Genomic DNA, 26,335 nt, shown 5'->3' with positions numbered 1-26,335 from the left:
TCTCCCCTCAGCTCCCTCCGCCATCATTCTCCCGGCACAGTCCGTGCAGCAACCGGTTTGTCTGATACGTCTGGCCGGGCCGTCCCCACGCTGCGGTAAAGGCCAGGCCCGTGCTACCAAGGAACAGTCCGCGACGACTGACCGAGAGGACCTCGTGGCACCTGCGAATCTCAACCGGCGTCGGCTGTTTCACCTGGCCGCCGGTCTTTCGGTTTTCGGCGCCGCCGCGTGCAGTGCGACTCCGGACAGCCCAGCCCCCAACACCGCGGTACCCAAGCCGGACGGAGCGCTCGGGGCCAACTTCAACGCCGACCCGGACACCATGGGCTGGGACGAGCTTCAGCGGTCCGGCGCGAAGTGGGTGCGCGGGTTCACCGCGATGCCCGACCTGGACAAGCACGCTGCCGCCGAGAATCCGACGATCAAGACGTTGCTGCAGGCGGCCGATCGCCAGTACGGCACCGTGCTGTCGCTCAAGTTTCCGTACTTTCCTGATTCCCATAAACCGATTCCGCGTCCGGGAACCCCGGCAATGCAGGCTGATCTCGCCCGGGTCGACAAGGTGCTGCCCGCGGTCATGGACAAGGTCGACATCCTCGTCATCGGCAACGAGCCGTTCATCGAATGCCCGCAGTCCGACTGGAACAACGGCGCTCTCAACGAATTCTACGAGACCATCGCCGCCCATGTGATCAAGCAGCGCGAGGGAAAGACGGTCCTGTACATGGGCGCGCTCAACAATCTCGAAGATCCCAAGTGGACTGGCGCGGGCACGGAACGCTGGATGAAGTACGTCCGCGACACGCCGGAGATCGAAGGCACCGACCTTCATCCGCACGTCGCCGCGCCGGACCAGGTTCAGGCTTTTCTCGATTACACCCTGCCCAAGCTGGGCGGCAAGAAGTTCCTCGTCACCGAGTTTTCGCTGGTCCAGTTGTGGAAGAAGCACCTCACCGACCGGATCTCGGCCGAGTACGCGGACAAGTATCACGTGCCGAAGGACACCAAGGTCTGGCAGGTCATCCGCAACGCGCTGCGTCAGCCGTTCCCCCAGGCGCGGTGGGACGATTTTCTCCGCACCAGCCCGTGGTTCGAGAACAACAAGAACTTCCTGACCGACCAGATGGCGAAGTTCCGCGCGACCGGCAAGCTCGCCGTCGCCACGTACGGCATCGACCAGGGCATTGCCGCGCTCAAGGGAGCGGACTTCGGGCCGGACACCCCGCCTTGGCTCCTCAACAGCGTATTCGCGCGGGCGACCGTCCAGAAGAATCCCGACGGCACCGCAGCGCCGAACTACGCTTGGCTTGAGGAATTCACTGCGCTTCAGAACCGTTAGGCCAGCGCGGCGAGGAAAGCGTCCGTCGTAGCTCGGTCGCGGACTGCGATGCGCAGGTGGTCTGGGCCCAAGCCGGGGAAAGTGTCGCCTCGGCGGACGGCGTAGCCTGCTTCTCGTAGTCGTAAGCGGACGTCCGCGCCGCCGGGGACGCGGATCAGCACGAACGGGCCGCGCGGGGTGCCGAGTACGGGAATTCCCAATGCGGACAGGCCGGATTCCAGGTAGTCGCGGTCGGCTTCCGCGGCGGCGGCTAGTTTTTCGGCTTCTTCCAGAGCGGCGGGACGGCAGCAGGCGACAGTCGCGACAGCGGCCAAAGTGGACACTGACCAGGGTGGCTGCACCGCACGCAAGCGCGCGATCAGTGATGGTTCGCCGAGGACGTATCCGGCGCGCAAGCCTGCCAAGCCCCAGGTCTTGGTGAGACTTCGCAAGACCACGACACCGGGAATTCGCTCTCCGGCAAGGCTTTCTACTTCCCCGGGGACGGCGTCGAGGAAGGCCTCGTCCACCACGAGCGTCCGGCCGGGGCGCGCCAGGGCTCGCACGGAATCGGCTGGGTGGAGGACTGAGGTCGGGTTGGTCGGGTTGCCGAGGAAGACCAGATCGGCGGAAGCGGGGACCAGCGACGGATCTAGCCGGTAACCGTCCACTTCGGACAGGATTAGCCGGTCGACCGAGTGACCAGCGGCGCGCAAAGCGGCTTCCGGTTCGGTGAATTGCGGATGGACCACCACCGGGTGCTTCGCCGGAAGCGAAGCCAGCAACGTGAACGCTTCCGCGGCACCGGCGGTAACCAGGACGTCGTCGAAGTCCCGGCTGTGTCGGGCGGCGACGGCTTCTGCGGCGCGGGTGGGATCTGGATAGGCGGCCAGGTCGTCCAGTGCGGCGGCCAGTTCTGCCCGAAGCCACGCGGGCGGGGCCGGGAGCCGGACGTTCACGGCGAGGTCGACGAGGCCGTCGCCGACTTCGCGGTCGCCGTGGTGGTGGAGGTCGTAATCAGCCATGGACTGCTGCCAGGGAATGCGCGCGCACCCGGGAGGCGAAACGGTCCGCCAACTCGGGATGTCCGGCCCAATGGACGTGCAAGTAGGAAGCGTGCAGCGATTCCGAAGCGAACCCGTCCAGATTGCGATCCCAGCCCCACGCCGCGGTTTCACCGTGCGCGGGAGTGATTTCGGTGCGGTGGAATTCGTGTCCGGTGACCCGCTGTCCGGCTGCTGCCAGCACATTGTCCGCCACCGCGACGGCACGGCGGTAGCCTAGTTTTCCGCGTGCGGTCATGGTCGCGTCCGCAGGGACGGCGCCGACCATCGGCAGGCCGTCCAGAGAGCGGCACAGGTACAGCAGTCCTGCGCATTCCGCGCTGACCGGCATGCCCGCGTCGATCGCCGCACTGACCGCCGTACGGAGTTCCACATTGGACGAAAGCTCGGCAGCGTGCACTTCCGGGAAACCGCCGCCGAAGTACAACCCGGCACAACCAGGTGGCAAGGCCTTGTCTTGCAACGGGTTGATGTCCACGACGTCGATTCCGCGAGCAGCCAGCAGTTCGAGGTTCTCGGCGTAGCGGAAGGTGAAAGCCGGACCGCCCGCGGCGGCGAGTGTCGCACGCGGACCCTCGAAAGCGGGTCCCGGATTCCACAAAGGACCAGTCAGTGCGGGAGCACTCCGCGCCACCCGCACGACGGCTTCGAGGTCGACCCCGGCAGCGACCCAGTCCGCCAGCTCCGGCAGCATCCGCTGCGACTCCGCGGCCCGTTCGGCGGCCGGGACCAGCCCGAGATGACGACTCGGCGCGTGCACGTTTTCGTTGCGCCGCAACGCACCCAGTAACGGAACGCCGGTTGCCTCCAGCGCGGTGACGATCTCGTCCTCGTGCCGTTGCGAGCCCAGTTTGTTCAGGATCACCCCGGCGAGCCGGACGCGAGTGTCGTACTGCGCGAACCCCAGCACGGTCGCTGCGACGCTGCGCGAGGCCGCGGAAGCGTCGACGACCAGCACGACCGGTGCGTCGAGCAGCCGTGCGACATGAGCGGTCGACGCGTAGCCCTCGGTGCCCAAAGCGCCGTCGAAAAGGCCCATCACGCCTTCGATGACGGCGATGTCGGCACCGGCGGAACCGTGTCGCAGCAACGGAACCAGGGTTTCTTCGCCTTGCAGGAACGGGTCGAGGTTCCGCGCGGGACGGCCAGTGGCGAGCGAGTGGTAGCTGGGGTCGATGAAGTCCGGGCCGACCTTGTGCCCGGACACGGCGTGCCCGGCGGTGCGCAACGCGGCCATGAGCCCGGCCGCGATGGTGGTTTTGCCGTGCCCGGAACCGGGCGCGGCAATGACGACCCGTGCTACCACTCGATCCCCCGCTGGCCCTTCTGCCCGGCGTCCATCGGGTGCTTCACCTTCGTCATTTCAGTGACCAGATCGGCGGCTTCGATCAGTTCCGGCGGCGCATAGCGACCAGTGATCACGACGTGCTGGTGCCCGGGCCGGGAGGTCAACGCGGACACGACGTCGTCGACCTCGAGCCAGCCCCATTTGAGCAGGTAGCTGAATTCGTCCAGGACATAGAAATCATGCGTTTCGGCGGCGAGCCGGCGTTTGATTTCCGCCCAGCCTTCCTTGGCGTTGGCGGCGTGGTCCTCTTCCGACCCCTGCTTGCGCGACCAGCTCCAGCCCTCGCCCATTTTGTGCCACTCGACCGGACCGCCCTGCCCGGTGTCGTCGTGCAGCTTCCCGAGCGCCTTGAACGCGGCTTCCTCGCCGACACGCCATTTCGCCGACTTCACGAACTGGAACACGCCGATCGACCAGCCCTGGTTCCACGCGCGCAACGCCATTCCGAACGCCGCGGTGGATTTCCCTTTCATCTCGCCGGTGTGCACGGCGAGCAGCGGACGGTTGCGCCGCTGCCGCGTGGTGAGCCCGTCCTTCGGCACGACAGCCGGTTTTCCCTGCGGCATCAGGCAGCCCTCCCGGTCCGTTCGCGCACTGCCGAGGCCAGCGATTCAGCGGCCACATCGGACAGCGGCACGTGCTCGGCACCCAAGTGCCCAGCCAATTCCGCGGCGAGGCCGAGCCGCATCCGGCCGGTCTCGCAGTCCATCACGATCGCCGTCACGTCGGTGAGCAAGCCCGCGGCGGCTTTGGCGCGCGCGACCGCGTCGGAGCCGCTCGTGGCGCGACCGTCGGTGACGAGCACCAGCAACGGCCGACGCCGCGGATCCCGGATCGCCTCGACCCGCAGTACTCGCGCGGCTTCCAGCAATCCCTCGGCGAGCGGCGTGCGTCCACCCGTCGGCAAACCGTCCAGCCGGGCGGCGGCGGCTTCGACGCTGATCGTCGGCGGCAACGCCAGTTCGGCTTCCGCGCCACGGAACGTGACGAGACCGACCTTGTCCCGCCGTTGGTAAGCGTCCAACAGCAGGGAAAGCACGGCGGTCTTCACTTCCCGCATCCGTGCCCGCGCGCCCATCGAGCCGGACGCGTCCACACAGAACAGCACCAGATTGCCTTCGCGGCCCTCGCGCAGCGCGAACCGCAGGTCCGGCGACCGCACTTCGAGACCCGGCCCGGACCGGCCCCGCGCCTGCTGATGCGGTGCGGCGGCCCGGATCGTCGCGACCAGGTGCGGCCGTCCGTCCCGCACGCTCGGCGGCTGCACGCCGATCGTCCGGCCGGTGTCGGTGATCGCGCGCGACCGGCGGCCTCGTTCGCCCTCGCCGGTGCCCTTCACCCGGAACACCCGTGCGCGAAACGTATCCCCGGCTCCGACCGTCTTCTGCGGCGAAGACCCATTGCCCGAAGGCGCCTCCCCAGGAGACTCGGAAGGCGGGGCGCCCTCGGACGGACCGCCATCTGGCATCGGCCCGCCGTCATCCGGCCCAGGCCCGCCACCGGAGGGACCATCGTCGTCCGGCCCCTCGGGAGGCGGCTGCGAATCCTCCAGCGCCTGTTCCAGCTGCTCCTCGGAAATCCCCGGCGCGTCAAACGGATTCCGCCGCCGCCGATGCGGCAACGCGAGCCGCGCGGCGACCCGGATGTCCTCCGTGGTGACCTCGTCGCGCCCGGCCCAAGCCGCGTGCGCGACCGCCGTCCGCGCCGTCACGATGTCCGCGCGCATGCCGTCGACCTCGAACGACGCGCACACCTCGGCGATCTGCCGCAGCGCCTCGTCCGGCAGCTTCACCGACGGCAAAAGCCGTTGCGCCGCCTCGATCTCCGCCGCCAGCTCCGCGTCCGCCGAGGCGTAGCCGTCCGCGAAACCGTCCGGATCCGCTTCGTAGGCAAGACGTCGCCGGACGACCTCGACGCGCTGCTCCGGATCCCGGCTCGACGCGACCTCCACAGTCAGCCCGAACCGGTCGAGCAGCTGCGGCCGCAGCTCGCCTTCCTCCGGGTTCATCGTCCCGATCAGCACGAACCGCGCCGCGTGCGAGACGGAAACGCCCTCGCGCTCGACCGTCGCGCGGCCCATCGCCGCCGCGTCGAGCAGCGTGTCCACCAGGTGGTCGTGCAGCAGGTTGACCTCGTCGACGTACAGCAGGCCGCGATGCGCGGCGGCCAGCAGGCCGGGCTGGTAGTCGGTGACACCCTCGGCCAGCGCCTTCTCCAGGTTCAGCGAGCCGACGACCCGGTCCTCGGCCGCGCCGACCGGCAGTTCCACCAGTCGCGCCGGCCGCCGGTGCGCGGCAACGCCCGCCGCGTGCGGGCCGTCCGGACACCCCGGGTCCGGGCTGACCGGGTCGCAGGAGAAGCGGCAGCTGTCCACCACGTCGACGCCCGGCAGCAGCCCGGCGAGCGCGCGCACCATGGTCGACTTCGCGGTGCCCTTCTCGCCCCGCACCAGGACCCCGCCGACCGCGGGCGAGATCGAGGAGAGGACGAGCGCCAGACGCAGGTCCGGCATCCCGACGACAGCGGTGAACGGATAGGGCTTCAAGAGCACTCCCTCGTGGGTCGGCGTCCGGCCGATCATCGCACAGCGAAGCTCTCGCTTAGGGTGGAAATCGTGCGCGAAGAATCACGCCTGACGGTGGTCGGGATCGGGGCCGACGGGTGGGCCGGGCTCACCCCCGCGGCCCGCGACGCCGTGCGACGGGCGGACATCGTGCTCGGCGCGGAACGGCAACTCAAGTCCTTGCCCGAAGACCTCCGCACGCAAGCTTGGCCCAGCCCGCTGCTGCCCGCGCTCGACGAGTTCCTGAGCGAGCAGACCGGGCGGGTGTGCGTGCTGGCCAGCGGCGATCCGTTCCTGTCTGGCATCGCCACCACCCTCCGTGATCGCGGCTACGCGCTCGACGTCCATCCCGCCGTTTCGTCAGTGACCCTGGCCCGCGCACGGCTCGGCTGGTCATTCGAGGAAACCGAGGTCGTGACGGTCGTCGGCCGCGCCGTCCACCGTGTCGCGCGAGCGCTGGCGCCCAACCGGAAACTGCTGGTCCTAGGCGGTTCCGCGACAGAACTGCGCGAGCTGCTCAACGCCCGCGGCTACGGCGATTCCGCCCTTACCGCCTTGGAAAACCTCGGTGCGGACGACGAACGGATCTCCGACGGCTGGACTCGCAACCCCGGCCCGCTCACCGTGTTCGCCGTGCGCTGCCAAGGCCCTGGCCTCCCGCTGATCGGTCTCCCGGACGACGCCTTCGAGCACGACGGCCAGCTCACCAAACGCGACCTCCGTGCGTCCGCTCTCGCCCGCCTCGCACCGAACCCAGGCGAACTCCTCTGGGACGTCGGAGCGGGCGCGGGCAGCATCGGCATCGAGTGGTCCCGCGCGCATCCGCTGAACCGCGCCGTCGCGATCGAACGCGACCCGGCGCGCGCCGAACGCATCCAGCGCAACGCCAATACCCTTGGCGTGCCGGAATTACAGGTGGTCACCGGCCCGGCGCCCGAGGCGCTGGCCGCACTCCCCCGTCCGGACGCGATCTTCGTCGGCGGCGGCCTGACCGTCCCCGGCGTGCTCGACCAGTGTGTCGAAACCGACGCCCGGATCGTCGCGCACGGTGTCACCCTCGAAGCCGAACAGCTCCTCGCCGCGGCCTACGCCCGGCACGGCGGGGAACTGCAACGGATCTCCGTGGAGCACGCGAAACCGCTCGGCGGGTTCACCGGATGGACGCCGTCCCGGGCAGTCACGCAGTGGAGCTGGAAATGACCGTTTACTTCATCGGCGCCGGACCGGGCGCGGCCGACCTGATCACCGTGCGCGGCCGCGACCTGCTCGCGCGCTGCCAGGTCTGCCTGTACCCGGGCAGCATGACGCCGACCGATCTGCTCGCCTACTGCGCACCGGACGCCGGACGCGTCGACACCGCGAACCTCAGCCTCGACGAGATCACCGCGAAGCTGATCGATGCGCATCGATCCGGGCACGACGTCGCACGGCTGTGTTCGGGAGATCCGTCGCTGTACAGCGCGGTTGCCGAGCAGGTGCGACGGCTGGAACCGGAAGGCGTGCCGTACGAGATGGTGCCCGGCGTTCCGGCTTTCGCCGCGTCCGCCGCTGTGCTCGGCCGCGAACTGACGGTGCCGGGAATCGGGCAGAGCCTCGTGATCACGCGCGCGCAGGCGAGGTCCACGGCGATGCCGGACACCGAAACGCTGGAGAATTTCGCGCGCACCGGCACGACCCTCGCGCTGCACCTGGCGATCAACCACATCGAGCGCGTCACCGAAGAACTCGCCGGGCACTATGGCGAGGACTGTCCTGCCGCCGTCGTCGCTTTGGCCAGCCAGCCGGGGGAAACCGTGGTGCGCGGCACCCTCGCCGATATCGCCGGTCAAGCGCGGGCAGCCGGAATGACCCGCGCGGCCACGATTTTCGTCGGACGGGTCCTCGCGGCGGGCGGATTCCCGGACAGTTTCCTGTATTCGAGCACCCGCGATCGAGCGAGCCAACCGGAGTCGTTGTGACGGACCTGCGCTGGGGCCTGCTGGCCACCGGGACCATTGCCGCCGAATTCGCCGCCGGCGTCGAGCAAAGCCGCCACGGCGTGCTCGCCGCGGTGGCCTCCCGCACGGCCGAGCGGGCACGGGATTTCGCGGCCAGGTACGAAATTCCGAAGGCGTACGGCAGCTACGAGGAACTCCTCGCCGACCCGGACGTCGACGCGGTCTACGTCGCGACTCCGCACGCACAGCACGAGGAGTGGGCGATCCGCGCCATCGAAGCGGGCAAGCACGTCTTGTGCGAGAAGCCGCTCACGATCGCCGCGCCCGAGGCGGAAAAAGTCATCGACGCCGCACGGCGCAACGACGTTTTCCTCATGGAAGCGTTCATGTACCGGCTGCACCCGCAGACGCGACGGCTGGTCGAACTGATCGAATGCGGCGCGATCGGCGAGGTCCGGGCCGTGGACGTCACGTTCAGCTTCGACTCCGACGAGAACGACGCCGCCCGCCTCGGCGACCCCGCGCTCGGCGGCGGCGGAATCCTCGACGTCGGCTGCTACTGCACCTCGCTGGCCCGGCTGGTTTCGCAGGCCGCGACCGGAATTCCGGCCGTGGAGCCGACGCGCGTCACCGGCATGGCGCGGCTCACCGAAAGCGGCGTCGACGAGTTCGCGATGGGCCTGCTGCGGCTGCCCGGCGACATCATCGCCCAGCTGTCCTGCGGTTACCTGCTCACGCAGGACGACCACATCCGCATCTACGGCACCACCGGCCAGCTCTACGTGCCGAAGCCCGCGTGGATCCACGAATTGCGCACGCCGGGCGTGTCGACGATCGTGCTGACTCCGTCGGACGGCGAGCCGGAAGTCATCGAAATCGAAGCCACCCAAGGGGTTTACGCGCGCGAAGCGGATTACGTCGCCGCGCACGTCGCTGACCGGCAAGGCCCGGAGCTGACCTGGGCGGAGACGCTCGCCAACATGCGCACCCTCGACCGGTGGCGCACGGCCGTCGGGTACGGGCGATGACCGTCCTGATCCTGGGCGGCACCGCGGAAGCCCGCGATCTCGCCGCCCAACTGCACGAACGCGCCGTCAAGGTGGTCTCGTCGCTGGCCGGACGCGTCACACGACCCCGTCTGCCCGTTGGCGAAGTGCGGATCGGCGGGTTCGGCGGCGTCGAAGGCCTTACGACCTGGCTGCGCGAAAACAGTGTGCGGGCAGTGGTCGACGCCACGCATCCGTTCGCGGAACGCATCGGCGCCAACGCTTTCCACGCCACCCGCACTGCGGGCATTCCGCTCCTAAGACTCGCGCGCCCAGGCTGGCAGCCGGCTGAAGACGACCGCTGGCATTGGGCCGCCGACCTCGAAGAAGCCGCGACGCTCCTGCCCGGCCTCGGCACCCGCGTGTTCCTCACCAGCGGCCGCCAGGGCTTGGCCACGTTCGCCGACCTCGACCCGCTGTGGTTCCTCATCCGCTGCGTCGACCCGCCTGCCCAGCCGCTGCCGCGCCAGCACGAGGTGGTGCTCGACCGCGGCCCGTACCGCCTCGACGGCGAACGCGCGCTGATGACCGAGCACGACATCGACGTGCTGGTCACCAAGGACAGCGGCGGCGCGATGACCGCCGCGAAGCTGACCGCCGCGCGGGAACTCGGCCTGCCGGTGGTCGTCGTGCGCCGTCCGCCCCGACCGTCCACAACGGAAACCGCGGACGTCACCGCCGCTGTCGAATGGGTGCTCAACCAATGAACGCTGAATCAATGAACGACATGTTTTACGAAGTCCTGCACCGCCGCCGCGACGTCCGCGCCGAGTTCACCGGCGAACCGGTCGACGACGCAGTCCTCACCCGCGTGCTCGAGGCCGCGCACGCCGCGCCGAGCGTCGGGATGAGCCAGCCGTGGGACTTCGTGCTGGTCCGCGACCCCGGCACGCGCGAGGAATTCGCCCGCCACGTGCACGAGGAACGCGACGTGTTCGCCGCGTCCCTGGACGGCGAGCGCGCGGACACGTTCGCCAAGATCAAGGTCGAGGGCATCCGCGAGTCGAGCCTCGGCATCGTCGTCACCTACGACGAGCAGCGCGGCGCCCCGGCCGTGCTCGGCAGGCACGCGATCGCCGACGCCGGGCTGTACTCGGTGTGCCTGGCGATCCAGAACCTCTGGCTCGCCGCGACGGCGGAAGGCCTCGGCGTCGGGTGGGTGAGTTTTTACCGCGAACCCGCGCTCGCGAAACTGCTCGGCATCCCCGCCGGGATCCGCCCGGTCGCCTGGCTTTGTGTAGGACCGGTAACGAATCTCGCCGACGTTCCCGACCTGGAGCGGCACGGCTGGCGCAACCGCGCGCCGCTGGCCAGCGCGGTACACCACGAGCGCTTCACCCCGCGTGACGAGGGGCCCGCGCGACAGCGTCAACCATGACCCAATAGATTTCCTCTAATGCGTCCGATTGCCGTAGTGCTGGGGTTGCTTTCGGCGCTGTGCGCCCTGGCCTATCCCTTCCTGCCGGTCGTGCAGGACACCGCGGAAGTCGTCTGGCCCACCGCCTCCGACACGCGTTCCGTCAACGCGCCCTTGACCGGGTACTGGGCACAGGACCTGAAGGCCGAACTGCCCTGCGACACGATCCGCTCGCTCGACGCGCGCACGAACGGTCCCGCGCTGCTGTTCTCGACCGTCCCGGACGGACGCACCGGCAAGCACGCGGCCAACGGCGTCGGCCTGCAACTGCGCGTGGACAACGGCGTGCTGCTCGCGTCCAGCCAGGGCCAGCAGATCTCGCAGCAGCCGCTCCCGCAGACCGGCTGCTCGGTCACGCTCGACTCGGACGCGACCCAGATGACGCTCTCGGTCGGCAAGACGCCGATCTTCCACACCACCGGCGACGTCCGGCCGCGCGTGCTCGGCATCTACTCCTCGATCACCTCCGCGCGCGACCCGATCGCCGGGCTGCACGTGTCGGTCGTCCCGGACACCCGTTACCAGACCTCGCCGACCACGCTGAAGGTCGTCGTCGGCATCCTCGCCGCGCTGTCGTTCCTCGGCTGCCTGATCGCGGTGTGGCGGATGGACTCCGGCTTCGCCCGCCGCGCGCCGCGCTGGGCCCCGGTCGGCTGGTGGCGGCTCACCGGCCGCGACGCGACGGTGTTCGGCGTGCTCGGCGCGTGGGTCTTCATCGGACCGGTGACCTCGGACGACGGCTACATCCTCACGATGGCCAGAGTCACCGAGGCCACCGGGTACCTCACGAACTACCACCGCTGGTTCGGCGTCGCGGAGGCCCCGTTCGGCTGGTTCTACCACCTGTACGAGCTGATGACGCACGTCAGCACGGTGCCGCCGTGGATCCGGCTGCCCTCGTACCTGCTCGGCGTGATCAGCTGGCTGCTGATCAGCCGCGAGGTGATGCCGCGGCTGGGCACCCAGGTCCGCCGCAGCCGCGCGGCCGGCTGGGCCGCCGCGGCCGTGTTCCTGGTCTGGTGGATGCCGTACAACAACGGCGTCCGGCCGGAACCGGTCGCCGCGCTCGGGTCGCTGCTGGCGATCTGCGCGGTGGAACGCGCGCTGGTCACCCGCCGGCTGCTGCCGCTGTGCCTCGGCCTGACCGCGGCCGCGTTCACCCTCGCCGCGACGCCGACCGGGCTGATCGCGGTCGCCCCGTTCCTGGTCGCCGGGAAACCCCTGTTCAAGCTGGTCCGGCAGCGCTCGTCGAGCGGCTGGCTGCCGATGCTCGCGCCGATCCTCGCGTCCGGCTTCCTGGTGCTCGTGGTGATGTTCGCCGACCAGACGTTCGCGACGGTCCAGGAGGCCACCCGCATCCGCACCGCGGTCGGCCCGAACCTGTCGTGGTTCCAGGAACTCGCGCGGTACCAATTGCTGTTCGAAAACCTGCCGGACGGCTCCGCGCCGCGCCGCTTCCCCGTACTGCTCGTGCTGCTCTGCACGGTCACCTGCCTCGTGGTGCTGCTGCGCCGAGGCCGCATCCCCGGTGCGGCGCTCGGGCCGAGCCGTCGGCTGATCGGCACCACCGCGCTGTTCTTCCTGCTGCTCGCGCTGACCCCGACGAAGTGGACGCACCACTTCGGCGCGTTCGCCGCGGTCGGCGCATCGATGGCGGCGCTCACCGCGCTGGCAACCAGTTCGACCGTGCTGCGTTCCAACCGAAACCGAGCGGCGTTCCTCGCGGTATTGCTGGTGGTCGGCGCGCTCGCCGCGACCGGGCCGAACGCGTACTGGTTCGTCTCGAAGATCGGGGTGCCGTGGACGAACGGCGCGCCCTCGATCGGTGGCATCCCGCTGTCGACAATCCTGCTCGGGGCCGCCGCCGTCGCCGGGATCTACGCGTTCGTGGAGAACATCCGCGCGCATCGGCCGGGCCCGGCGCCGCAGGAGGGCCGGAGCCGGTCGCTGCGGCTCGGTTCGCTGTCGTTGGTCGTGGTGTGCGGCTTGGTCGCGGCGGGCGAGATCTACACGATGGGCGCGGCGATCTACTTCCAGCGCGACAGCTACAGCCTCGGCGCGGCCAACATCGGACACCTGTTCGGCAAGAGCTGCAACCTGTCCGACCACGTGATGGTGGAGCGCGACGCGGCGAAGAGCATCCTGCACCCGCAGCCCGACCAGCGGACCGTGCCGGAAAAACCGGTGACGCAGAACCCGCCGAACCCGCTGCCGAACCCGGACCAGGACAACGGCCGCGTCCAGACCGGCTTCCACACCAGCCCGGTCGACGACAAGGACCCGCTGGCCGAGCCGCCGCACGGGTTCAAGCAGGACCAGGTGCCGATGTGGAGCAGCTACCTCGACACCCAGACCCGCGCCGGACGGCTGCGCAGCGACTGGTACGCGCTCACCGACCGCACCGAGAACGGCCAGATCGTGGTCGCCACCGCGAGCCAGCCCCGGCGGCCGGCGTCGGTGAGCCTGGAGTACGGCGTCAACACTCCCGAAGGCGTGCGCGTGCTGCGCAGCCAGTTCGCGCTCCCGCCCGGCGCGGGCACCGGCGGCTGGAACGACACCCGGATCAACCTGCGCGACCTGCCGCCGGAGACCACGTCGGTGCGGATCGTGATGGTGGACAACGACCTCACCGAGGACGGCTGGATCGCCGCGTCCGCGCCGCGCGTGCCGACCTTCACCACGCTCACCGACAAGCTAGCGGGCAAATCGGTGTACATCGACTGGCCCGCGTCGTTCGTGTACCCGTGCGCGAACCCGGTCACCTCGCACGACGGCATCTCCGCGATGCCGGACTACCGCATCACCCCCGGCCAGCTCGCCGACGAGGCGAAATGGGCGTCGAGCACCAACGGCGGCCCGAACGGCTGGCTCGAGGAGATCGCGGACGAGCCCGAGGTGCCGAGCTATCTGAACGGGCAGCCGTACCAGTCGTGGGGACAGCTGCTGCAGATCGAGCCGTATACGACCGGGGTGGCGCCGACGGTGCGGCACGGCGAGAAGACGGTGTGGGGCTGGTGGTCGCCTGGACCTGGGCCCTCGCAGCCGAACGGCAAGGACCCGACGCGCTAGCCCTGCGGCTCGCGCGGTGGTTCTCGCAGCCTCCGCGCGGCGAACACCGACGCCGCGGGCAGCACCGCGAGCGCCAGCAACGCCCACTGCAACCCGGCCGCGTTGGCGAGCGCCCCGACCGCAGGCGCGGCCACCCCGCCGACACTCACCGCCAGCCCAAGCGTCACCCCGCTGGCGGTCCCGAGCCGATTCGGCAAGTAGTCCTGACCCAGCGTCACATGCAGCGAGAACGGGACATACAACGCCACCGCCGCAAGCGCGACCAGCGGAAACACGCCGTACCCCGGCACCAGCGCGATCCCGGCGACCGCAGGCACAGACACCGCATACGCGACCCGAACCGTCCGAATTCGCCCCCACCGTCCGGCCAGCACACCGCCCAGCAGCGTGCCCAGCGCGCCGACCCCGAACAACACCACCAACGCCACTTCCCCAGCGAGCACGCTGCCGGTTCGCTGCGTGACCCAGATGGCCAGGAACGTGTTGAGCGAGAAGGCCGCGATGGAGCGTCCGACGACCACGACGGTCAGCCAGCCGAACTGACGCCAATCGTCCCGCCCGGCGTGCGCCCTGTGTCGCGCGGCTGAATGCAGGTCGCTCATCCGCCGGAACAACGCGGCAATCACCACCCCGGCGACGAGCGCGGGCAGCACCAGATAGGGCGTAGCGCCGAGACCGCCAGCCTGCAGCACCGGGGTGACGACGATCGGCCCGAGCGCGAAACCGACGTTGCCGCCCAAGGAAAACCAGCTCATCCCGACGTGCCCGCGCCCGGCGATCCGGCGGGCAATCCGCGCCGACTCCGGGTGGTAGGCCGCGACGCCGAGGCCGGACAGGGCGATCGCGAGCCAGGTCAGCGCGTAGGAATCGGCGAGCCCGGAGAGTCCGATCCCGGCCCCCGCGACCGTCATCCCCACCGGCACGAGCCACGGCATCGGCCGCCGGTCGGTCAGTACGCCGAACAGCGGCTGGACCACCGAGGACAGCAGCGTCGCGGCCACCGTGATCCCGGCCGCGGCGAGGTAGCCGTAGTGCCGCTCGGCGACCAGAAACGGCACGAGTGCGGGGACCGCGCCCTGGTAGAGGTCGTCGACCGCGTGGCTGAGCACCATCAGCGGCATCGGCCAGCGCGCGGTGCGGGCCGGAAGCGTTGTCGTCACCCGGCCATGGTCGAACTGGCCCGGCGCTGCGCGATTCCGTTATTATGCCGAGTTGTGTCGATTTCCGGCCATCTGCCCGCGGCTCCCACGAACATCCGGGACCTGGCCGCGACCGCCAGCATCGCCGAACACTGGCACGACGAGCACCAGATCGTCTACGCCAGCAGCGGCGTCCTGGCGGTGCACACCGACCGGTCGCGCTGGATCACGCCCGCCCACCGGGCACTGTGGATTCCTGCGGGAACCGTGCATTCCCACCGCGCTTACGGCGTCACACGGCTGCATCTGTTCGGTTTTCCGCAGGAGCTGAGCCCGCTGCCAGTGACCGAGCCGACCGCGCTCGCGGTCACTCCGCTGCTGCGGGAACTCCTGATCGCGTACACCGAACTCGGCGAGGACCGCACGACCCCTGCTGGGCAACGGATGCGGGAGGTGTTATTCGACCAGCTCACCCTCGCGCCGGAACGTCCGGTGCAGGTCCCGGCCGCGCACGATCCGCGGCTGGTCGCGGTGTGCCAGTTGCTGAAGGAAGACCCTTCCGACTCGCGCAGTCTGGAAGCGCTGGGCCGAACTGTCGGTGCCAGCGGCCGGACGCTGACCCGGCTGTTCCGTGCGGACACCGGGATGACGTTTCCGCAATGGCGCACGCAACTCCGCCTCTATCACGCGCTGCGGCTGCTGGTGGAGGGTCGTTCGGTGACCTCCGTGGCGCAGCTGTGCGGATTCGCCACGACCAGCGCGTTCATCGACGTGTTCCGGCGGTCCCTTGGCCATACGCCGGGGTCTTATCTCCACAGTGGACAGACTGGATCCGGTGGCGCACCACGAGACTCGCCGCGAGCCGGTTGACGCCGAACGAGACGAGGATCAGCCCGGTCGCGTCGAGCAGGTGCGCGCCGAGGACGCTGGCCAGCGCGAACGAACCGATGCGGATCGCGAGAAAGACCGCCCACAGCGCGATTCCCGCACCGGTGAGCCGGTACTGCAGCCCGTTCGCTTCCCGGAACCGCGTCACACGGCCCATCGCGGTGCCGGTGCCCGCGACCAGGACGAGTTCGCCGACCAGCAGCCAATCCGCCGGCCGGAGCCCGCCGCCCAGCTCGAACCCGAGGCAAACCAGGCCAACCGCGATCACGAGAAGCGGCATCAGCAGCATCCGCCGGGGTTCGGCGGAGCGCCACTGGAACTGCCGCACGATCAGGATCCCGACCGCGACCGCGATCAGCACGTCGTCGATCATCGCCAACTCCATCACTAGTGATACTTCCCCGAATGTATCACCAGTGATTGAATGTGGCCATGCGCGCCGCCGACCTGCACCGCCTCGCCCGCACCCTGCGCGAGATCGCCCTGACCAGCACCGGGAACACCGGCGCGGATCAGGTCAACGCGGGAGAACTGGCGGTGATCGAGGACGTTTCGCGCAATCCGGGCGCAACGATCAGCGACGTGACCCGCCGGACCGGGCTGGCGCAGAGCCTCGTCTCCCGGATCACGCACCGGATGGCGGACGCGGGCGTCGTGCGCGTGCGGCCCGACGAGAAGGACCGGCGCAAGTCGCGGCTGGAGATCGAACCGTCCGCCCGCGCGATGTTCCGCACCCGCGCGGACGGTTCGATCTCCTCAGCCCTCGCCGCGCACGCACCGAAACTCAGTGCCGCGCAACGGAAACAGCTCACCCACCATCTGTCCGAGGCGGCACGGCTGCTGCGAGAAGGTCAGGAATAACTCCGCGGCGTCCACACGATCGACCGCCCGTCCGGCCCTTCCTCCGCCACCGTGCGCGAAGAACCCACAATCAGCAGGCACCGCATGTCCACCGCAGCCGGATCAAGCTCGCCGAGCGTAGTAACCCGGACGTCTTCCTCCGGCCCGCCGACATCGCGGGCCACCACCACCGGCGTCCCAGGATCCCGGTGCCGCAAAAGGACTTCCCGCGCGTTCGCCAGCTGCGTCACCCGAGTCCGCGAAGCCGGGTTGTACAACGCCAACACCAAATCCGCCGCGCCAGCCGCGTCCAGCCGGCGTTCGATGATGTCCCACGGCTTCAACCGGTCCGAAAGGGACAGCACACAATAGTCGTGCCCCAACGGCGCACCGACCCGCGCCGCGGCCGCCTGCGCCGCCGTCACCCCGGGCACGATCCGCACCCGCGCGCCAGCACCGTTCCCGGCCGAAACCTGTTCCAGCACCGCCGAAGCCATCGCGAACACGCCCGGATCCCCGGACGACACCACGGCCACCCGCGCACCCGTCGCGGCCAATTGCAACGCCTCGACCGCCCGGTCCGCCTCGACCCGGTTCCCCGACGCGTGCCGCTGCTGCCCCGCCCGCTGCGGGACCCGCGCGACGTACGGCCCGTAGCCGACGATGTGGTCCGCCGCCGCCAATTCCGCCGCCGCTTCCGGCGTCAGCCATTCCGGCCCGGCCGGACCGAGCCCGACGACGACAACCTCGCCGCCCTCCACCGGTGCCGAAGCGCCCGCCGGAACGGCCGGTTCACCGTCCACACGCGACTTGTAAGCCGGACTTGGCAGCAACGCCAAGGAAAAATACGGGACCGACTCCGGATCGACGTCCGCGAACGGCTCCACTCGCTGCTGTCCCCAGGTCGCCCGCTCGACGTACCAGGCGTCGTCGAGCTTGCCCGCCTCGGCGAGCGCTTCCCGGACAGAACCGAAGGTACGGCCCAATTTCAGCACCGCCGCCGCTTCGGTGTCCGCGAGCCGACGCGCCAATTCGGGCGCTGGCAAGGTTCCCGGCAGGACCGTGAGCACTTCGTCCCGCTGCACCAACGGACGGCCGAGCACCGACGACGCCGCGCTCACCGACGTCACGCCGGGAACCACCTCGGTCTCGAACCGTCCGACAAGCCGCTCGTGCATGTACATGTACGAGCCGTAGAAGAACGGATCTCCCTCGCACAGCAGCACCACGTCACGCCCGGCGTCGAGGTGCTCGGCGAGTTTTTTCGCGCTCAGCTCATAGAAATCGGCGATCGCGCCTTCGTAACCGCCGGGATGGTCGGTGGTCTCGGTGGTGACCGGGTAGACCAGCCGCTCTTCCAGCTGTCCCTCGCGCAGATACGGCTCAGCCACCGACCGCGCGATGCTGCGCCCGTGCCGCGCGCTGTGGTAGGCGATGACGTCCGCCTCGCCGATCAGCCGCGCCGCTTTGACCGTCATCAGTTCCGGATCGCCGGGACCGAGCCCGACGCCGTACAGCCGCCCCGTCATTCGACCGTGCTCGCAATCGCATTCACTGCGCCGACGGCCATCGCACTGCCGCCGCGACGGCCGTGCACGACCAGATACGGCGCGGGCGCCCGCTTCGCCAATTCCACTTTGGACTCCGCCGCGCCGACAAACCCCACCGGCACGCCGATGATCGCGGCCGGGGCGCCGACACCCTCGTCCAGCAGCTCCAGCAACCGGAACAACGCGGTCGGCGCGTTCCCGATGGCCACCACCGAACCGGGCAGCCGGTCGCGCCACAGCTCCAGCGCGGCGGCCGACCGCGTGGTGCCCAGCCGTTCGGCCAGCCCGGGCACGCTCGGGTCGGCCAAAGTGCACACGACGTCGTTCGCCGCGGGCAAGCGTTTGCGCGTGATGCCGCTGGCGATCATCTTCGCGTCGCACAGGATCGGCGCGCCCGCCTCCAGCGCGGCGCGGCCCGCCTCGACCACGTCGAGCGAGTACCGCAGGTCGTCGACCAGGTCGACCATGCCGCAGGAGTGGATCATCCGGACCGCGACGCCGGCGACGTCGTCGGGCAGGATCGCCAGGTCCGCCTCTTCGCGGATCGTGGCGAACGAGTGCCGGTAGATCTCGGCCCCGTCCCGCAGGTAGTCGATCACGAAGGTCCCTTTCTCGCCAACGCATCCGCCAACTCGGACGCCGGGGTCCAGCGTCCGTCGACACGGTAGCCGCCGGGTTCGGCGACGACGTCGAGGTGGGCCCCGGACGGCCGTCCGCACCGCCGTGCACAGCCCGAAACGTGCACCAGCTCCCCGTCCGCGACCAGTGTCGCCGCGTCCGCGCGGACGTCGGCGAGAGACTTCGCACACCCCGGCGCGCCGATGCAGGCGCTAAGCTCCGCCGTCGCCGGATCCGTCGACAGCGCCGCCGCGTGCAAGCGCTCGACATCCGCGCCGCCGGGCAGCAGCACTGAACGCCACGGCGTGACCACGGCGTCGCCGAAGTCCGCGAGCGTGCGCAGCTGAGCTGCAGTCAGCTGGCCGAACCTCGGCGCGACCCCGACTGCCTCGCCGCCGTCGTCGCGCCGGATCCGGCCGACGGTCGGGTCGATCCGGGTTGGCCGGGTTTGCGGTGCTTCCCGCGGACCGTCCGGCAACAGCGGCGAAGGATCGTCCAGCTCCCCGATCCGCCACGCCGAACCTCGCGTGCGCGCAAACGTTTCCGCCACCGTGAGCAGCGCGGACACCGCCTCGTCGCGCGCCACCAGCCAGCCGGAATCAGCGCCCGCCAACAGCACCACACCGGTCGTCGGACCAACCGCGCGCCAGCAAACGTCCGTGCCCACGACGTCGCCGCGACCGTCGTCAAAGCCGAAGAGGAACCGTCCTGGCAGCTCCGCGAGTTCCGGCCGCGCGCACAGTTCGCGATCCAGCGTCGCGGAAAGCCCCCGGACGTCCGCAAGCCCGCCGCGCACCCCGCTCAACGGCGAGGCCAGCACGTTCCGCACACGTTCGTGACTCGGCGACGGCAACAATCCGGCTTCGGTCAGCCGTCCCGCCAACCCCGGACGGCGCACGCCGCGCAACTGGACATTCGCGCGCGAGGTCAGGTGGACGTCGCCGTCGCCGAGGTATTCCGCACAGGAAGCCAAGGCGCGCAACCGATCCGCGCTCACCACGCCGCCGGGAAGCCGGACCCTGGCGAGCGGCCCGTCCGCCGCGTCGTGCGTCGCGAAGACTCCAGGGCAGGCGTCGGCACGCACGCGGGCAGGGCTGGACATGGCGCTCACTGTAACCCGCGGCTGTTTTAACAGGCTTGCGATCGTATGTAGTACATCTGCTACATTCGATCGCACAGGCAGGATGGGGGTCATCCAATGAGAGATCAAGCGGACACCGTGCTCCGCGTCGAAGGCTTACGCATGCGCTACGGCGCGAACGACGTGCTGCACGGCACGTCGTTCACCGCGCACCGCGGCGAGGTGCTGTGCCTGCTCGGCCCGAACGGGGCGGGCAAGACCACGACAATCGAAATCCTCGAGGGGTTCCGCATGCGGTCCGCGGGCGAGGTGTCCGTGCTGGGCACCGACCCGGCGCGCGGCGGCGAGGACTGGAGGGCGCGACTGGGGGTCGTCCTGCAGTCCTGGCGCGACCACGGCAAATGGCGCGTGCGCGAGCTGCTCGACCTGCTCGGGTCGTTCTACGCGCCGTACTCCACCGACCGGATCCGCCGCCCGTGGGACACCGACGAGCTGATCGAGGCGGTCGGGCTTTCCGAGCACGCGGGCAAGAAGATCCGGATGCTGTCCGGCGGGCAGCGGCGCAGACTGGACGTGGCGATCGGCATCGTCGGCCGTCCTGAACTGCTGTTCCTCGACGAGCCGACCGCCGGGTTCGACCCGCGGGCCCGGCGCGATTTCCACGAGCTCGTGCACCAGCTGGCCGACGACGACACCACGATCCTGCTCACCACGCACGACCTCGACGAGGCCGAGAAGCTCGCCGACCGGATCCTGATCCTGAGCGGCGGCCACATCGTCGCCGACGGGTCGCCGGACCAGCTGAGCAGGCAGATCGCGGGCGAGGCCGAGGTGCGCTGGACAGTCGACGGGCAGCGGTTCGTGCACTCGACCACGGAGGCGACGAAGTACGTGTACGACTTGTTCAAACAGCACGGCGAAGCGGTCGCCGACCTGGAGGTCCGGCGCGCGTCGCTGGAGGACACCTACCTGACGCTCGTGCAGCGCGCGGAGTCCGGGATGACCTCGGCAGGTGCGCGATGAGCGCGTCGACGCAGCGGACCGCGGCCCGGGTGGGACTTCGCCGCGGGTTCATCGAATTCCGCCAGCAGTGGACGAACCGGGACGATCTGATCGGCCAGACCGTGTGGCTGGCGATGATCTTCGGCACGCTGTTTTTCATGCGCGGCGCGCAGTTGCCGGGCACCTCATTCTCGCTGGGCGCCGCGACGGTGCCGAGCGTGATCGGTGCTGGCCTCGTGTTCAACGGCATGTCCGCTGTCGCGGGCTCGCTGATCGTCGACCGCGAGGACGGCACGCTGCTGCGGGCGAAGGCGACGCCGAACGGGATGTTCGGCTACCTCGTCGGGAAGATCACGACGTTCTCGATGATGCAGGTCGCGAGCATCGTCGTGCTGCTGGTGCCGTCGCTCTTCCTGTTCGACGGGCTGGCTCCGGACGGGTTCTTCTCGATCCTGAACCTGGTGTGGGTGCTCGCCGCGGGTCTCGTGGCGACCATGCCGATCGGGGCGGCGATCGGCTCGCTGATCCAGGATTCGCGGATGATGGCCCTGGTCATGCTGCCGATGCTCGGGCTCGGCGCGATCTCCGGGATCTTCTACCCGATCACCGCGCTGCCGGTCTGGCTGCAGGACGTCGGGCAGGTGTTCCCGATGTACTGGCTCGGCCTCGGCATGCGCTCGGCGCTGCTGCCCGACCAGGCGGTCGTCGTCGAAATCGGGCAGTCGTGGCGGCCGTGGGCGACCCTGGGGGTGCTGCTCGCGTGGGCCGTGATCGGATTGGTGCTGGCCCCGATCCTGCTGAAGCGGATGGCCCGGCGCGAATCGGGGTCGTCGGTGGCAGCGCGACGGGAAAGGGCACTTCAGCGTGTGTGAGGCGCGGTGAGCGAGAACGTCTACAACCGCATCGCGGTGCTGCGCGCCGAACGCGGCATCTCGCGACGGCAGCTCGCGGACGCGCTCGGCGTGCACTACCAGACCATCGGGTACCTGGAGCGCGGCGAGTACAGCCCGAGCCTTTACCTCGCGTTGCGGATCGCGGAGTTCTTCGAGGTCGCGGTGGAGGTGCTGTTCTCCACCGCGCCCTTCCCGCGGATCGGGGACGAAAGCAAGCCCGCGTGAGGGTCTGCTCACCTTGACGGCGCGTGTGCGCCCGGCGAGAGTAAGAGCGCACACGCGTCGGCACGCGGAGGAACCCGGTGGAAATCCGGGGCGGTCCCGCCACTGTGACCGGCGGCCCCGCGGCCGCCGTCAGCCAGGAACTCCCGCCGGCGTGCCCGACGACCCGGGGCGCGGACACCCCGAGTGAGGAACGCCGTGATCCTGCTGCTGTCCACTTCGGACACCGACCTGCTCAGCGCCCGGGCCAGCGGCGCGGACTACCGGCTCGGCAACCCGTCCCGGCTTCCGCTCGGCGACCTGCCCGGGCTGCTCGAGGGCTGCTCGATCGTCGTCGTCCGGATTCTCGGCACGCCGCGGACCTGGCAAGAAGGCCTGGACACGCTGCGCGCGTCCGGTGCGCACGTGATCGTGCTGGGCGGCGAGCAGACGCCGGACGCGGAGCTGATGAAGCTCTCCACCACTCCGGCCGGGATCGCCGCGCAAGCGCATCTGTACCTCGCGCAGGGCGGTCCGGAGAACCTCACGCAGCTGCACCGGTTCCTGTCCGACACCCTGCTCCTGACCGGCGAGGGCTTCGAGCCGCCCGCCGAACTGCCGTCGTGGGGCGTGCTTTCGCGGCCGGCTCCGGCGGGTGATGGCCCGGTCATCGGGATCCTCTACTACCGCGCGCACCACCTGTCCGGAAACACCGGTTTCGTGCACGCGTTGGCCGACGCGGTCGAGTCCGCGGGCGGCCGCGCGTTGCCGATCCACACGGCATCCCTGCGCACGCGCGCGCCGGAGATGATGGCTGAGCTGGGCAAGGTCGACGCCCTGCTGGTCACCGTGCTGGCGGCGGGCGGCACCCGTCCGTCGGAAGCCGGAGCCGGCGGGGACGACGAATCGTGGGACGTCGCGGAGATGGCCGCGCTGGACGTGCCGGTGCTGCAGGCGTTGTGCCTGACCAGCGACCGCGAAACCTGGTCCGCCAGCGACGACGGCCTGTCCCCGCTCGACGCGGGCAACCAGATGGCGGTACCGGAATTCGACGGCCGGATCATCACGGTCCCGTTCTCCTTCAAGGAATTCGACGACGACGGCCTCCCCCGCTACATAGCCGACACCGAACGAGCCTCCCGCGTCGCCCGCATCGCTCTCGCGCACGCCCGGCTCCGCCACACCCCGCCTGCTTCTCGCCGGATCGCCTTGATGCTGTCCGCGTACCCCACGAAACACTCGCGCGTCGGCAACGCAGTCGGCCTCGACACCCCCGCTTCGGCGATCGAACTCCTGCGCCTCATGCGCGAACGCGGCTACGACCTCGGCGCCGAGGCTTTCCCCGGCGTCGACCCGACCGGCACCGACCAGCCGGACGGCGACGCGTTGATCCACGCCCTGATCGCCGCGGGCGGCCAGGACCCTGAGTGGCTCACCGAAGAACAGCTGTCCGGCAACCCGATCCGCGTCCCCGCGGCCCGCTACCGCTCCTGGTTCGCCGCCTTGCCGGTCGAGTTGCGAGAAGCGATGGAAGAACACTGGGGCCCCGCACCGGGTTCGCTGTACGTCGACACGTCGGCAAACCCCGAAGGGGACATCGTCCTGGCGTCGCTGCAGTCGGGCAACGTCATCCTGATGATCCAGCCGCCACGCGGTTTCGGCGAAAACCCGGTCGCGATCTACCACAACCCGGACCTGCCGCCGAGCCACCACTACCTCGCCGCGTACCGCTGGCTGGAAGAGGAATTCGGCGCGCACGCCGTCGTCCACCTCGGCAAACACGGTTCGCTGGAATGGCTGCCCGGCAAGACCGCGGGCCTGTCGGCCTCCTGCGCCCCCGACGCCGTACTGGGCAACCTGCCTTTGGTGTACCCGTTCCTGATCAACGACCCCGGCGAAGGCGCGCAAGCGAAACGCCGCGCGCACGCGACCATCGTGGACCACCTGGTCCCGCCCATGGCCCGCGCGGAATCGTACGGCGACCTGGCCCGGCTGGAGCAGCTGCTGGACGAGCACGCCAACATCGCCGCGATGGACCCGGCGAAGCTCCCGGCGATCCGCGCCCAGATCTGGACCCTCATCCAGGCCGCGAAACTCGACCACGACCTCGGCGTCGACGAACGCCCGCACGACGCGGAATTCGACGACTTCCTGCTGCACATCGACGGCTGGCTGTGCGAGGTCAAGGACGCCCAGATCCGCGACGGCCTGCACATCCTGGGCGAGGCCCCCGTCGGCGAGGCCCGCGTCAACCTGGTCCTCGCGATGCTCCGAGCCCAGCAAATGTGGGGCGGCAAGCAAGGCGCCGTCCCCGGTCTCCGTTCCGCCCTTGGCCTGAAGGAAAACTCGGACGCCCCGCTGTCCGAAGTGGACGCCATCGAAACCACCGCCCACACCTTGGTTTCTCTGATGGAGACCCGCGAGTGGTCCCCTTCTTCAGTTTCTTCAGTGGTGAGCGAGGTCCTGGGCGCTTTCGACGCCGAGGTCGCCCGCGTCCTGACCTTCGCCGCCACCGAAATCGTCCCCCGCCTGGCAGGCACCTCGTCCGAACTAGACGCAATCCTGCACGCCCTGGACGGCGGCTACATCCCCGCAGGTCCCAGCGGCTCCCCTTTGCGCGGCTTGGTGAACGTCCTGCCGACCGGCCGAAACTTCTACACCGTAGACCCAAAGGCCATCCCCAGCCGCCTGGCGTGGGAAACCGGCCAAGCCCTGGCAGACTCCCTGCTCCGCCGCTACCGCGAAGACACCGGCGATTGGCCCCGGTCCGTCGGCCTGTCGGTCTGGGGCACCTCCGCCATGCGCACCTCCGGCGACGATGCCGCCGAAGTCCTTGCCCTGCTGGGCATCCAGCCGGTCTGGGACGAGGCGTCCCGCCGCGTGACCGGCATCGAACCGATCCCGCTGTCCGAACTGGGCCGCCCGAGGATCGACGTGACAGTCCGCATCAGCGGCTTCTTCCGCGACGCCTTCCCGCACGTCATCACCCTCCTGGACGACGCCGTCCGCCTGGCCGCCTCTCTTGACGAACCGGAATCCTCCAACTACGTCCGCGCCCACGTCGCCGCCGACCTGGCCGCGCACGGTGACGATCGCCGAGCCACCACCCGGATCTTCGGCTCGAAACCAGGCGCGTACGGAGCCGGTCTCCTCCCGTTGATGGACTCCGGAAACTGGCGCGACGACAAGGACTTGGCCGAGGTCTACGCAGTCTGGGGCGGCTTCGCCTACGGCAGGGACCTGGACGGCCGCCCCGCGCGCGAGGACATGGAATCGTCGTACAAACGCATCGTCGTGGCAGCGAAGAACACGGACACTCGCGAACACGACATCGCCGACTCGGACGACTATTTCCAGTACCACGGCGGAATGATCGCCACAGTCCGCGCCCTGACCGGCTCCGCCCCCGCTTCGTACGTCGGCGATTCCACCACGCCCGATGCTGTACGTACTCGCACTTTGGGCGAAGAAACGGCCCGCGTCTTCCGCGCCCGGGTGGTCAACCCGCGGTGGCTGTCCGCCATGCGCCGCCACGGCTACAAGGGTGCTTTCGAACTCGCGGCGACGGTGGACTACCTGTTCGGCTTCGACGCCACGGCTGGTGTGGTCGGCGACTGGATGTACGAGAAGCTGTCGCAGTCGTATGTCTTGGATGAGGAAAACCAGCAGTTCCTGCGGGACGCGAACCCGTGGGCTTTGCGGGGGATCATCGAACGCCTGACGGAGGCCGCGGATCGAGGGCTGTGGGAAGAGCCGGATCCGGAGTTGCTGGCTCAGATGCGCGAGGTTTACCTGACGCTGGAAGGCGATCTGGAGAACGACTGAGGCCGTCGCGGGTTGTCTTGGCTGGTTCGGATCTGGCCAGCTGAGGCAACCCGGCGAACTCACCGGTGGCGTGCTGCTCCTCGCGCAGCGATTCCCTTCACGGGCCTCCAGCGACCCGCCGTTCCGCCGCAACCGACGGTTCCACGCACTGTCCCCACTCATCCGGCCGAGCCGCGCCCGCCCAGTTGCCGGAGTTTGGCCGGGCCTTCTCGACGAACTCACTAGGCCAACCGCGCCGCCGACCTCCGCTACCCGGCCGCCCTCCCACCGACCAGCCGCCATCAACGCTGACCAGGCACCTTCCATGCCGACCAGCCACCCTCACCGCTGACCAGGCAACGTCCATGCCGACCAGCCACCCTCACCGCTGACCAGGCAACGTCCATGCCGACCAGCCACCCTCACCGCTGACCAGGCACCTTCCATGCCGACCAGCCGCCCTCACCGCTGACCAGGCAACGTCCATGCCGACCAGCCACCCTCACCGCTGACCAGGCACCTTCCATGCCGACCAGCCACCCTCACCGCTGACCAGG

The 26,335-nt window shown here is 69.6% G+C and carries 22 protein-coding genes and 1 riboswitch; of the genes, 13 read left to right on the top strand and 9 right to left on the bottom strand.

The window, feature by feature from the left end; all coding sequences use genetic code 11:
* The first annotated feature begins 43 nt into the window (after nucleotides 1–43).
* Nucleotides 44–1,339 (top strand): hypothetical protein, encoded by a 1,296-nt coding sequence (locus ABZX37_RS06655; protein WP_354736676.1) that lies wholly within the window; start codon nucleotides 44–46, stop codon nucleotides 1,337–1,339.
* On the opposite strand, the gene cobC is transcribed toward ABZX37_RS06655, so the two are convergent.
* The 4 genes from cobC to ABZX37_RS06635 are packed head-to-tail and all read right to left on the bottom strand — an operon-like array spanning nucleotide 1,336 to nucleotide 6,275.
* On the bottom strand, nucleotides 1,336–2,343 hold the full coding sequence (cobC, locus tag ABZX37_RS06650) for an Rv2231c family pyridoxal phosphate-dependent protein CobC (RefSeq protein ID WP_354736674.1): 1,008 nt from the start codon (nucleotides 2,341–2,343) through the stop codon (nucleotides 1,336–1,338). The two genes, ABZX37_RS06655 and cobC, sit on opposite strands and share 4 nt — an antisense overlap.
* The gene (locus ABZX37_RS06645) at nucleotides 2,336–3,688 is read right to left on the bottom strand and encodes a cobyrinate a,c-diamide synthase (protein ID WP_354736672.1); all 1,353 of its coding nucleotides are present in this window, start codon (nucleotides 3,686–3,688) and stop codon (nucleotides 2,336–2,338) included. The genes cobC and ABZX37_RS06645 overlap by 8 nt, the downstream gene beginning before the upstream one ends.
* Nucleotides 3,682–4,296 (bottom strand): cob(I)yrinic acid a,c-diamide adenosyltransferase, encoded by a 615-nt coding sequence (gene cobO / locus ABZX37_RS06640; RefSeq protein ID WP_354736670.1) that lies wholly within the window; start codon nucleotides 4,294–4,296, stop codon nucleotides 3,682–3,684. Before cobO ends, ABZX37_RS06645 begins: the two co-directional genes overlap by 7 nt.
* Complete coding sequence (locus ABZX37_RS06635; RefSeq protein WP_354736668.1) at nucleotides 4,296–6,275, bottom strand: putative cobaltochelatase; 1,980 nt, start codon at nucleotides 6,273–6,275, stop codon at nucleotides 4,296–4,298. The genes cobO and ABZX37_RS06635 overlap by 1 nt, the downstream gene beginning before the upstream one ends.
* Nucleotides 6,276–6,335: 60 nt before the next feature.
* Here ABZX37_RS06635 and cbiE point away from each other — a divergent pair, with 60 nt between their 5' ends.
* The 6 genes from cbiE to ABZX37_RS06605 are packed head-to-tail and all read left to right on the top strand — an operon-like array spanning nucleotide 6,336 to nucleotide 13,762.
* The gene (cbiE, locus tag ABZX37_RS06630; RefSeq protein ID WP_354736666.1) at nucleotides 6,336–7,493 is read left to right on the top strand and encodes a precorrin-6y C5,15-methyltransferase (decarboxylating) subunit CbiE; all 1,158 of its coding nucleotides are present in this window, start codon (nucleotides 6,336–6,338) and stop codon (nucleotides 7,491–7,493) included.
* Nucleotides 7,490–8,251, top strand: coding sequence for a precorrin-4 C(11)-methyltransferase (gene cobM, locus ABZX37_RS06625; RefSeq protein WP_354736664.1), 762 nt, complete (start codon nucleotides 7,490–7,492; stop codon nucleotides 8,249–8,251). Before cbiE ends, cobM begins: the two co-directional genes overlap by 4 nt.
* Nucleotides 8,248–9,258 carry a Gfo/Idh/MocA family oxidoreductase gene (locus ABZX37_RS06620; RefSeq protein ID WP_354736662.1) on the top strand — a complete coding sequence of 337 codons (1,011 nt, stop codon included), beginning with the start codon at nucleotides 8,248–8,250 and terminating at the stop codon, nucleotides 9,256–9,258. The genes cobM and ABZX37_RS06620 overlap by 4 nt, the downstream gene beginning before the upstream one ends.
* On the top strand, nucleotides 9,255–9,983 hold the full coding sequence (locus ABZX37_RS06615) for a cobalt-precorrin-6A reductase (protein ID WP_354736660.1): 729 nt from the start codon (nucleotides 9,255–9,257) through the stop codon (nucleotides 9,981–9,983). The genes ABZX37_RS06620 and ABZX37_RS06615 overlap by 4 nt, the downstream gene beginning before the upstream one ends.
* 11 nt (nucleotides 9,984–9,994) lie before the next feature.
* The gene (gene bluB, locus ABZX37_RS06610; protein ID WP_354736658.1) at nucleotides 9,995–10,654 is read left to right on the top strand and encodes a 5,6-dimethylbenzimidazole synthase; all 660 of its coding nucleotides are present in this window, start codon (nucleotides 9,995–9,997) and stop codon (nucleotides 10,652–10,654) included.
* Between the two features lie 18 nt (nucleotides 10,655–10,672).
* Nucleotides 10,673–13,762 carry an arabinosyltransferase domain-containing protein gene (locus ABZX37_RS06605; RefSeq protein ID WP_354736656.1) on the top strand — a complete coding sequence of 1,030 codons (3,090 nt, stop codon included), beginning with the start codon at nucleotides 10,673–10,675 and terminating at the stop codon, nucleotides 13,760–13,762.
* Here ABZX37_RS06605 and ABZX37_RS06600 read toward each other — a convergent pair.
* Nucleotides 13,759–14,922 (bottom strand): MFS transporter, encoded by a 1,164-nt coding sequence (locus ABZX37_RS06600; protein WP_354736654.1) that lies wholly within the window; start codon nucleotides 14,920–14,922, stop codon nucleotides 13,759–13,761. The two genes, ABZX37_RS06605 and ABZX37_RS06600, sit on opposite strands and share 4 nt — an antisense overlap.
* 54 nt (nucleotides 14,923–14,976) lie before the next feature.
* Here ABZX37_RS06600 and ABZX37_RS06595 point away from each other — a divergent pair, with 54 nt between their 5' ends.
* On the top strand, nucleotides 14,977–15,771 hold the full coding sequence (locus ABZX37_RS06595) for a helix-turn-helix transcriptional regulator (RefSeq protein WP_354736652.1): 795 nt from the start codon (nucleotides 14,977–14,979) through the stop codon (nucleotides 15,769–15,771).
* On the opposite strand, the gene ABZX37_RS06590 is transcribed toward ABZX37_RS06595, so the two are convergent.
* Nucleotides 15,665–16,162, bottom strand: coding sequence for a hypothetical protein (locus tag ABZX37_RS06590; protein ID WP_354736650.1), 498 nt, complete (start codon nucleotides 16,160–16,162; stop codon nucleotides 15,665–15,667). The genes ABZX37_RS06595 and ABZX37_RS06590 overlap by 107 nt on opposite strands.
* A 59-nt stretch (nucleotides 16,163–16,221) precedes the next feature.
* Here ABZX37_RS06590 and ABZX37_RS06585 point away from each other — a divergent pair, with 59 nt between their 5' ends.
* Nucleotides 16,222–16,650: a helix-turn-helix domain-containing protein gene (locus ABZX37_RS06585; protein ID WP_354736648.1), complete on the top strand. Its 429-nt coding sequence runs from the start codon at nucleotides 16,222–16,224 to the stop codon at nucleotides 16,648–16,650.
* On the opposite strand, the gene ABZX37_RS06580 is transcribed toward ABZX37_RS06585, so the two are convergent.
* The 3 genes from ABZX37_RS06580 to ABZX37_RS06570 are packed head-to-tail and all read right to left on the bottom strand — an operon-like array spanning nucleotide 16,641 to nucleotide 19,899.
* On the bottom strand, nucleotides 16,641–18,158 hold the full coding sequence (locus tag ABZX37_RS06580) for a precorrin-2 C(20)-methyltransferase (RefSeq protein ID WP_354736646.1): 1,518 nt from the start codon (nucleotides 18,156–18,158) through the stop codon (nucleotides 16,641–16,643). The genes ABZX37_RS06585 and ABZX37_RS06580 overlap by 10 nt on opposite strands.
* Nucleotides 18,155–18,778, bottom strand: a complete 624-nt coding sequence (locus tag ABZX37_RS06575; protein WP_354736645.1) for a precorrin-8X methylmutase — start codon at nucleotides 18,776–18,778, stop codon at nucleotides 18,155–18,157. The genes ABZX37_RS06580 and ABZX37_RS06575 overlap by 4 nt, the downstream gene beginning before the upstream one ends.
* A complete protein-coding gene (locus ABZX37_RS06570; RefSeq protein ID WP_354736643.1) occupies nucleotides 18,775–19,899 on the bottom strand; it encodes a precorrin-3B synthase in 1,125 nt (374 codons plus the stop codon). The genes ABZX37_RS06575 and ABZX37_RS06570 overlap by 4 nt, the downstream gene beginning before the upstream one ends.
* A gap of 96 nt (nucleotides 19,900–19,995) precedes the next feature.
* Between ABZX37_RS06570 and ABZX37_RS06565 the strand changes: the two genes are divergently transcribed.
* The 4 genes from ABZX37_RS06565 (at nucleotide 19,996) to cobN (ending at nucleotide 25,799) form a co-directional block, all read left to right on the top strand.
* Entirely contained in the window at nucleotides 19,996–20,901 is a 906-nt protein-coding gene (locus ABZX37_RS06565; RefSeq protein ID WP_354736641.1) for an ABC transporter ATP-binding protein, read from the top strand.
* Entirely contained in the window at nucleotides 20,898–21,752 is an 855-nt protein-coding gene (locus ABZX37_RS06560; RefSeq protein WP_354736639.1) for an ABC transporter permease, read from the top strand. The genes ABZX37_RS06565 and ABZX37_RS06560 overlap by 4 nt, the downstream gene beginning before the upstream one ends.
* A gap of 6 nt (nucleotides 21,753–21,758) precedes the next feature.
* Nucleotides 21,759–21,998: a helix-turn-helix transcriptional regulator gene (locus tag ABZX37_RS06555; protein ID WP_037354504.1), complete on the top strand. Its 240-nt coding sequence runs from the start codon at nucleotides 21,759–21,761 to the stop codon at nucleotides 21,996–21,998.
* Nucleotides 21,999–22,065: 67 nt separating this feature from the next.
* Nucleotides 22,066–22,141: riboswitch (cobalamin riboswitch) on the top strand.
* A gap of 52 nt (nucleotides 22,142–22,193) precedes the next feature.
* A complete protein-coding gene (gene cobN, locus ABZX37_RS06550; protein ID WP_354736721.1) occupies nucleotides 22,194–25,799 on the top strand; it encodes a cobaltochelatase subunit CobN in 3,606 nt (1,201 codons plus the stop codon).
* The last annotated feature ends 536 nt before the right edge of the window (nucleotides 25,800–26,335 follow it).

Source organism: Amycolatopsis sp. NPDC004079 (assembly GCF_040610415.1).
Classification (GTDB): domain Bacteria; phylum Actinomycetota; class Actinomycetes; order Mycobacteriales; family Pseudonocardiaceae; genus Amycolatopsis; species Amycolatopsis halotolerans.
This window is presented reverse-complemented; position numbering and strand designations above follow the sequence as displayed.

Coding starts and splice junctions, on each gene's coding strand:
- cobC (WP_354736674.1), bottom strand. CDS start 2,343: ATGGCTGATTACGACCTCCACCACCACGGCGACCGCGAAGTCGGCGAC.
- cobO (WP_354736670.1), bottom strand. CDS start 4,296: ATGCCGCAGGGAAAACCGGCTGTCGTGCCGAAGGACGGGCTCACCACG.
- cobM (WP_354736664.1), top strand. CDS start 7,490: ATGACCGTTTACTTCATCGGCGCCGGACCGGGCGCGGCCGACCTGATC.
- ABZX37_RS06615 (WP_354736660.1), top strand. CDS start 9,255: ATGACCGTCCTGATCCTGGGCGGCACCGCGGAAGCCCGCGATCTCGCC.
- bluB (WP_354736658.1), top strand. CDS start 9,995: ATGAACGACATGTTTTACGAAGTCCTGCACCGCCGCCGCGACGTCCGC.
- ABZX37_RS06605 (WP_354736656.1), top strand. CDS start 10,673: ATGCGTCCGATTGCCGTAGTGCTGGGGTTGCTTTCGGCGCTGTGCGCC.
- ABZX37_RS06590 (WP_354736650.1), bottom strand. CDS start 16,162: ATGATCGACGACGTGCTGATCGCGGTCGCGGTCGGGATCCTGATCGTG.
- ABZX37_RS06585 (WP_354736648.1), top strand. CDS start 16,222: ATGCGCGCCGCCGACCTGCACCGCCTCGCCCGCACCCTGCGCGAGATC.
- ABZX37_RS06580 (WP_354736646.1), bottom strand. CDS start 18,158: ATGACGGGGCGGCTGTACGGCGTCGGGCTCGGTCCCGGCGATCCGGAA.
- ABZX37_RS06570 (WP_354736643.1), bottom strand. CDS start 19,899: ATGTCCAGCCCTGCCCGCGTGCGTGCCGACGCCTGCCCTGGAGTCTTC.
- ABZX37_RS06565 (WP_354736641.1), top strand. CDS start 19,996: ATGAGAGATCAAGCGGACACCGTGCTCCGCGTCGAAGGCTTACGCATG.
- ABZX37_RS06560 (WP_354736639.1), top strand. CDS start 20,898: ATGAGCGCGTCGACGCAGCGGACCGCGGCCCGGGTGGGACTTCGCCGC.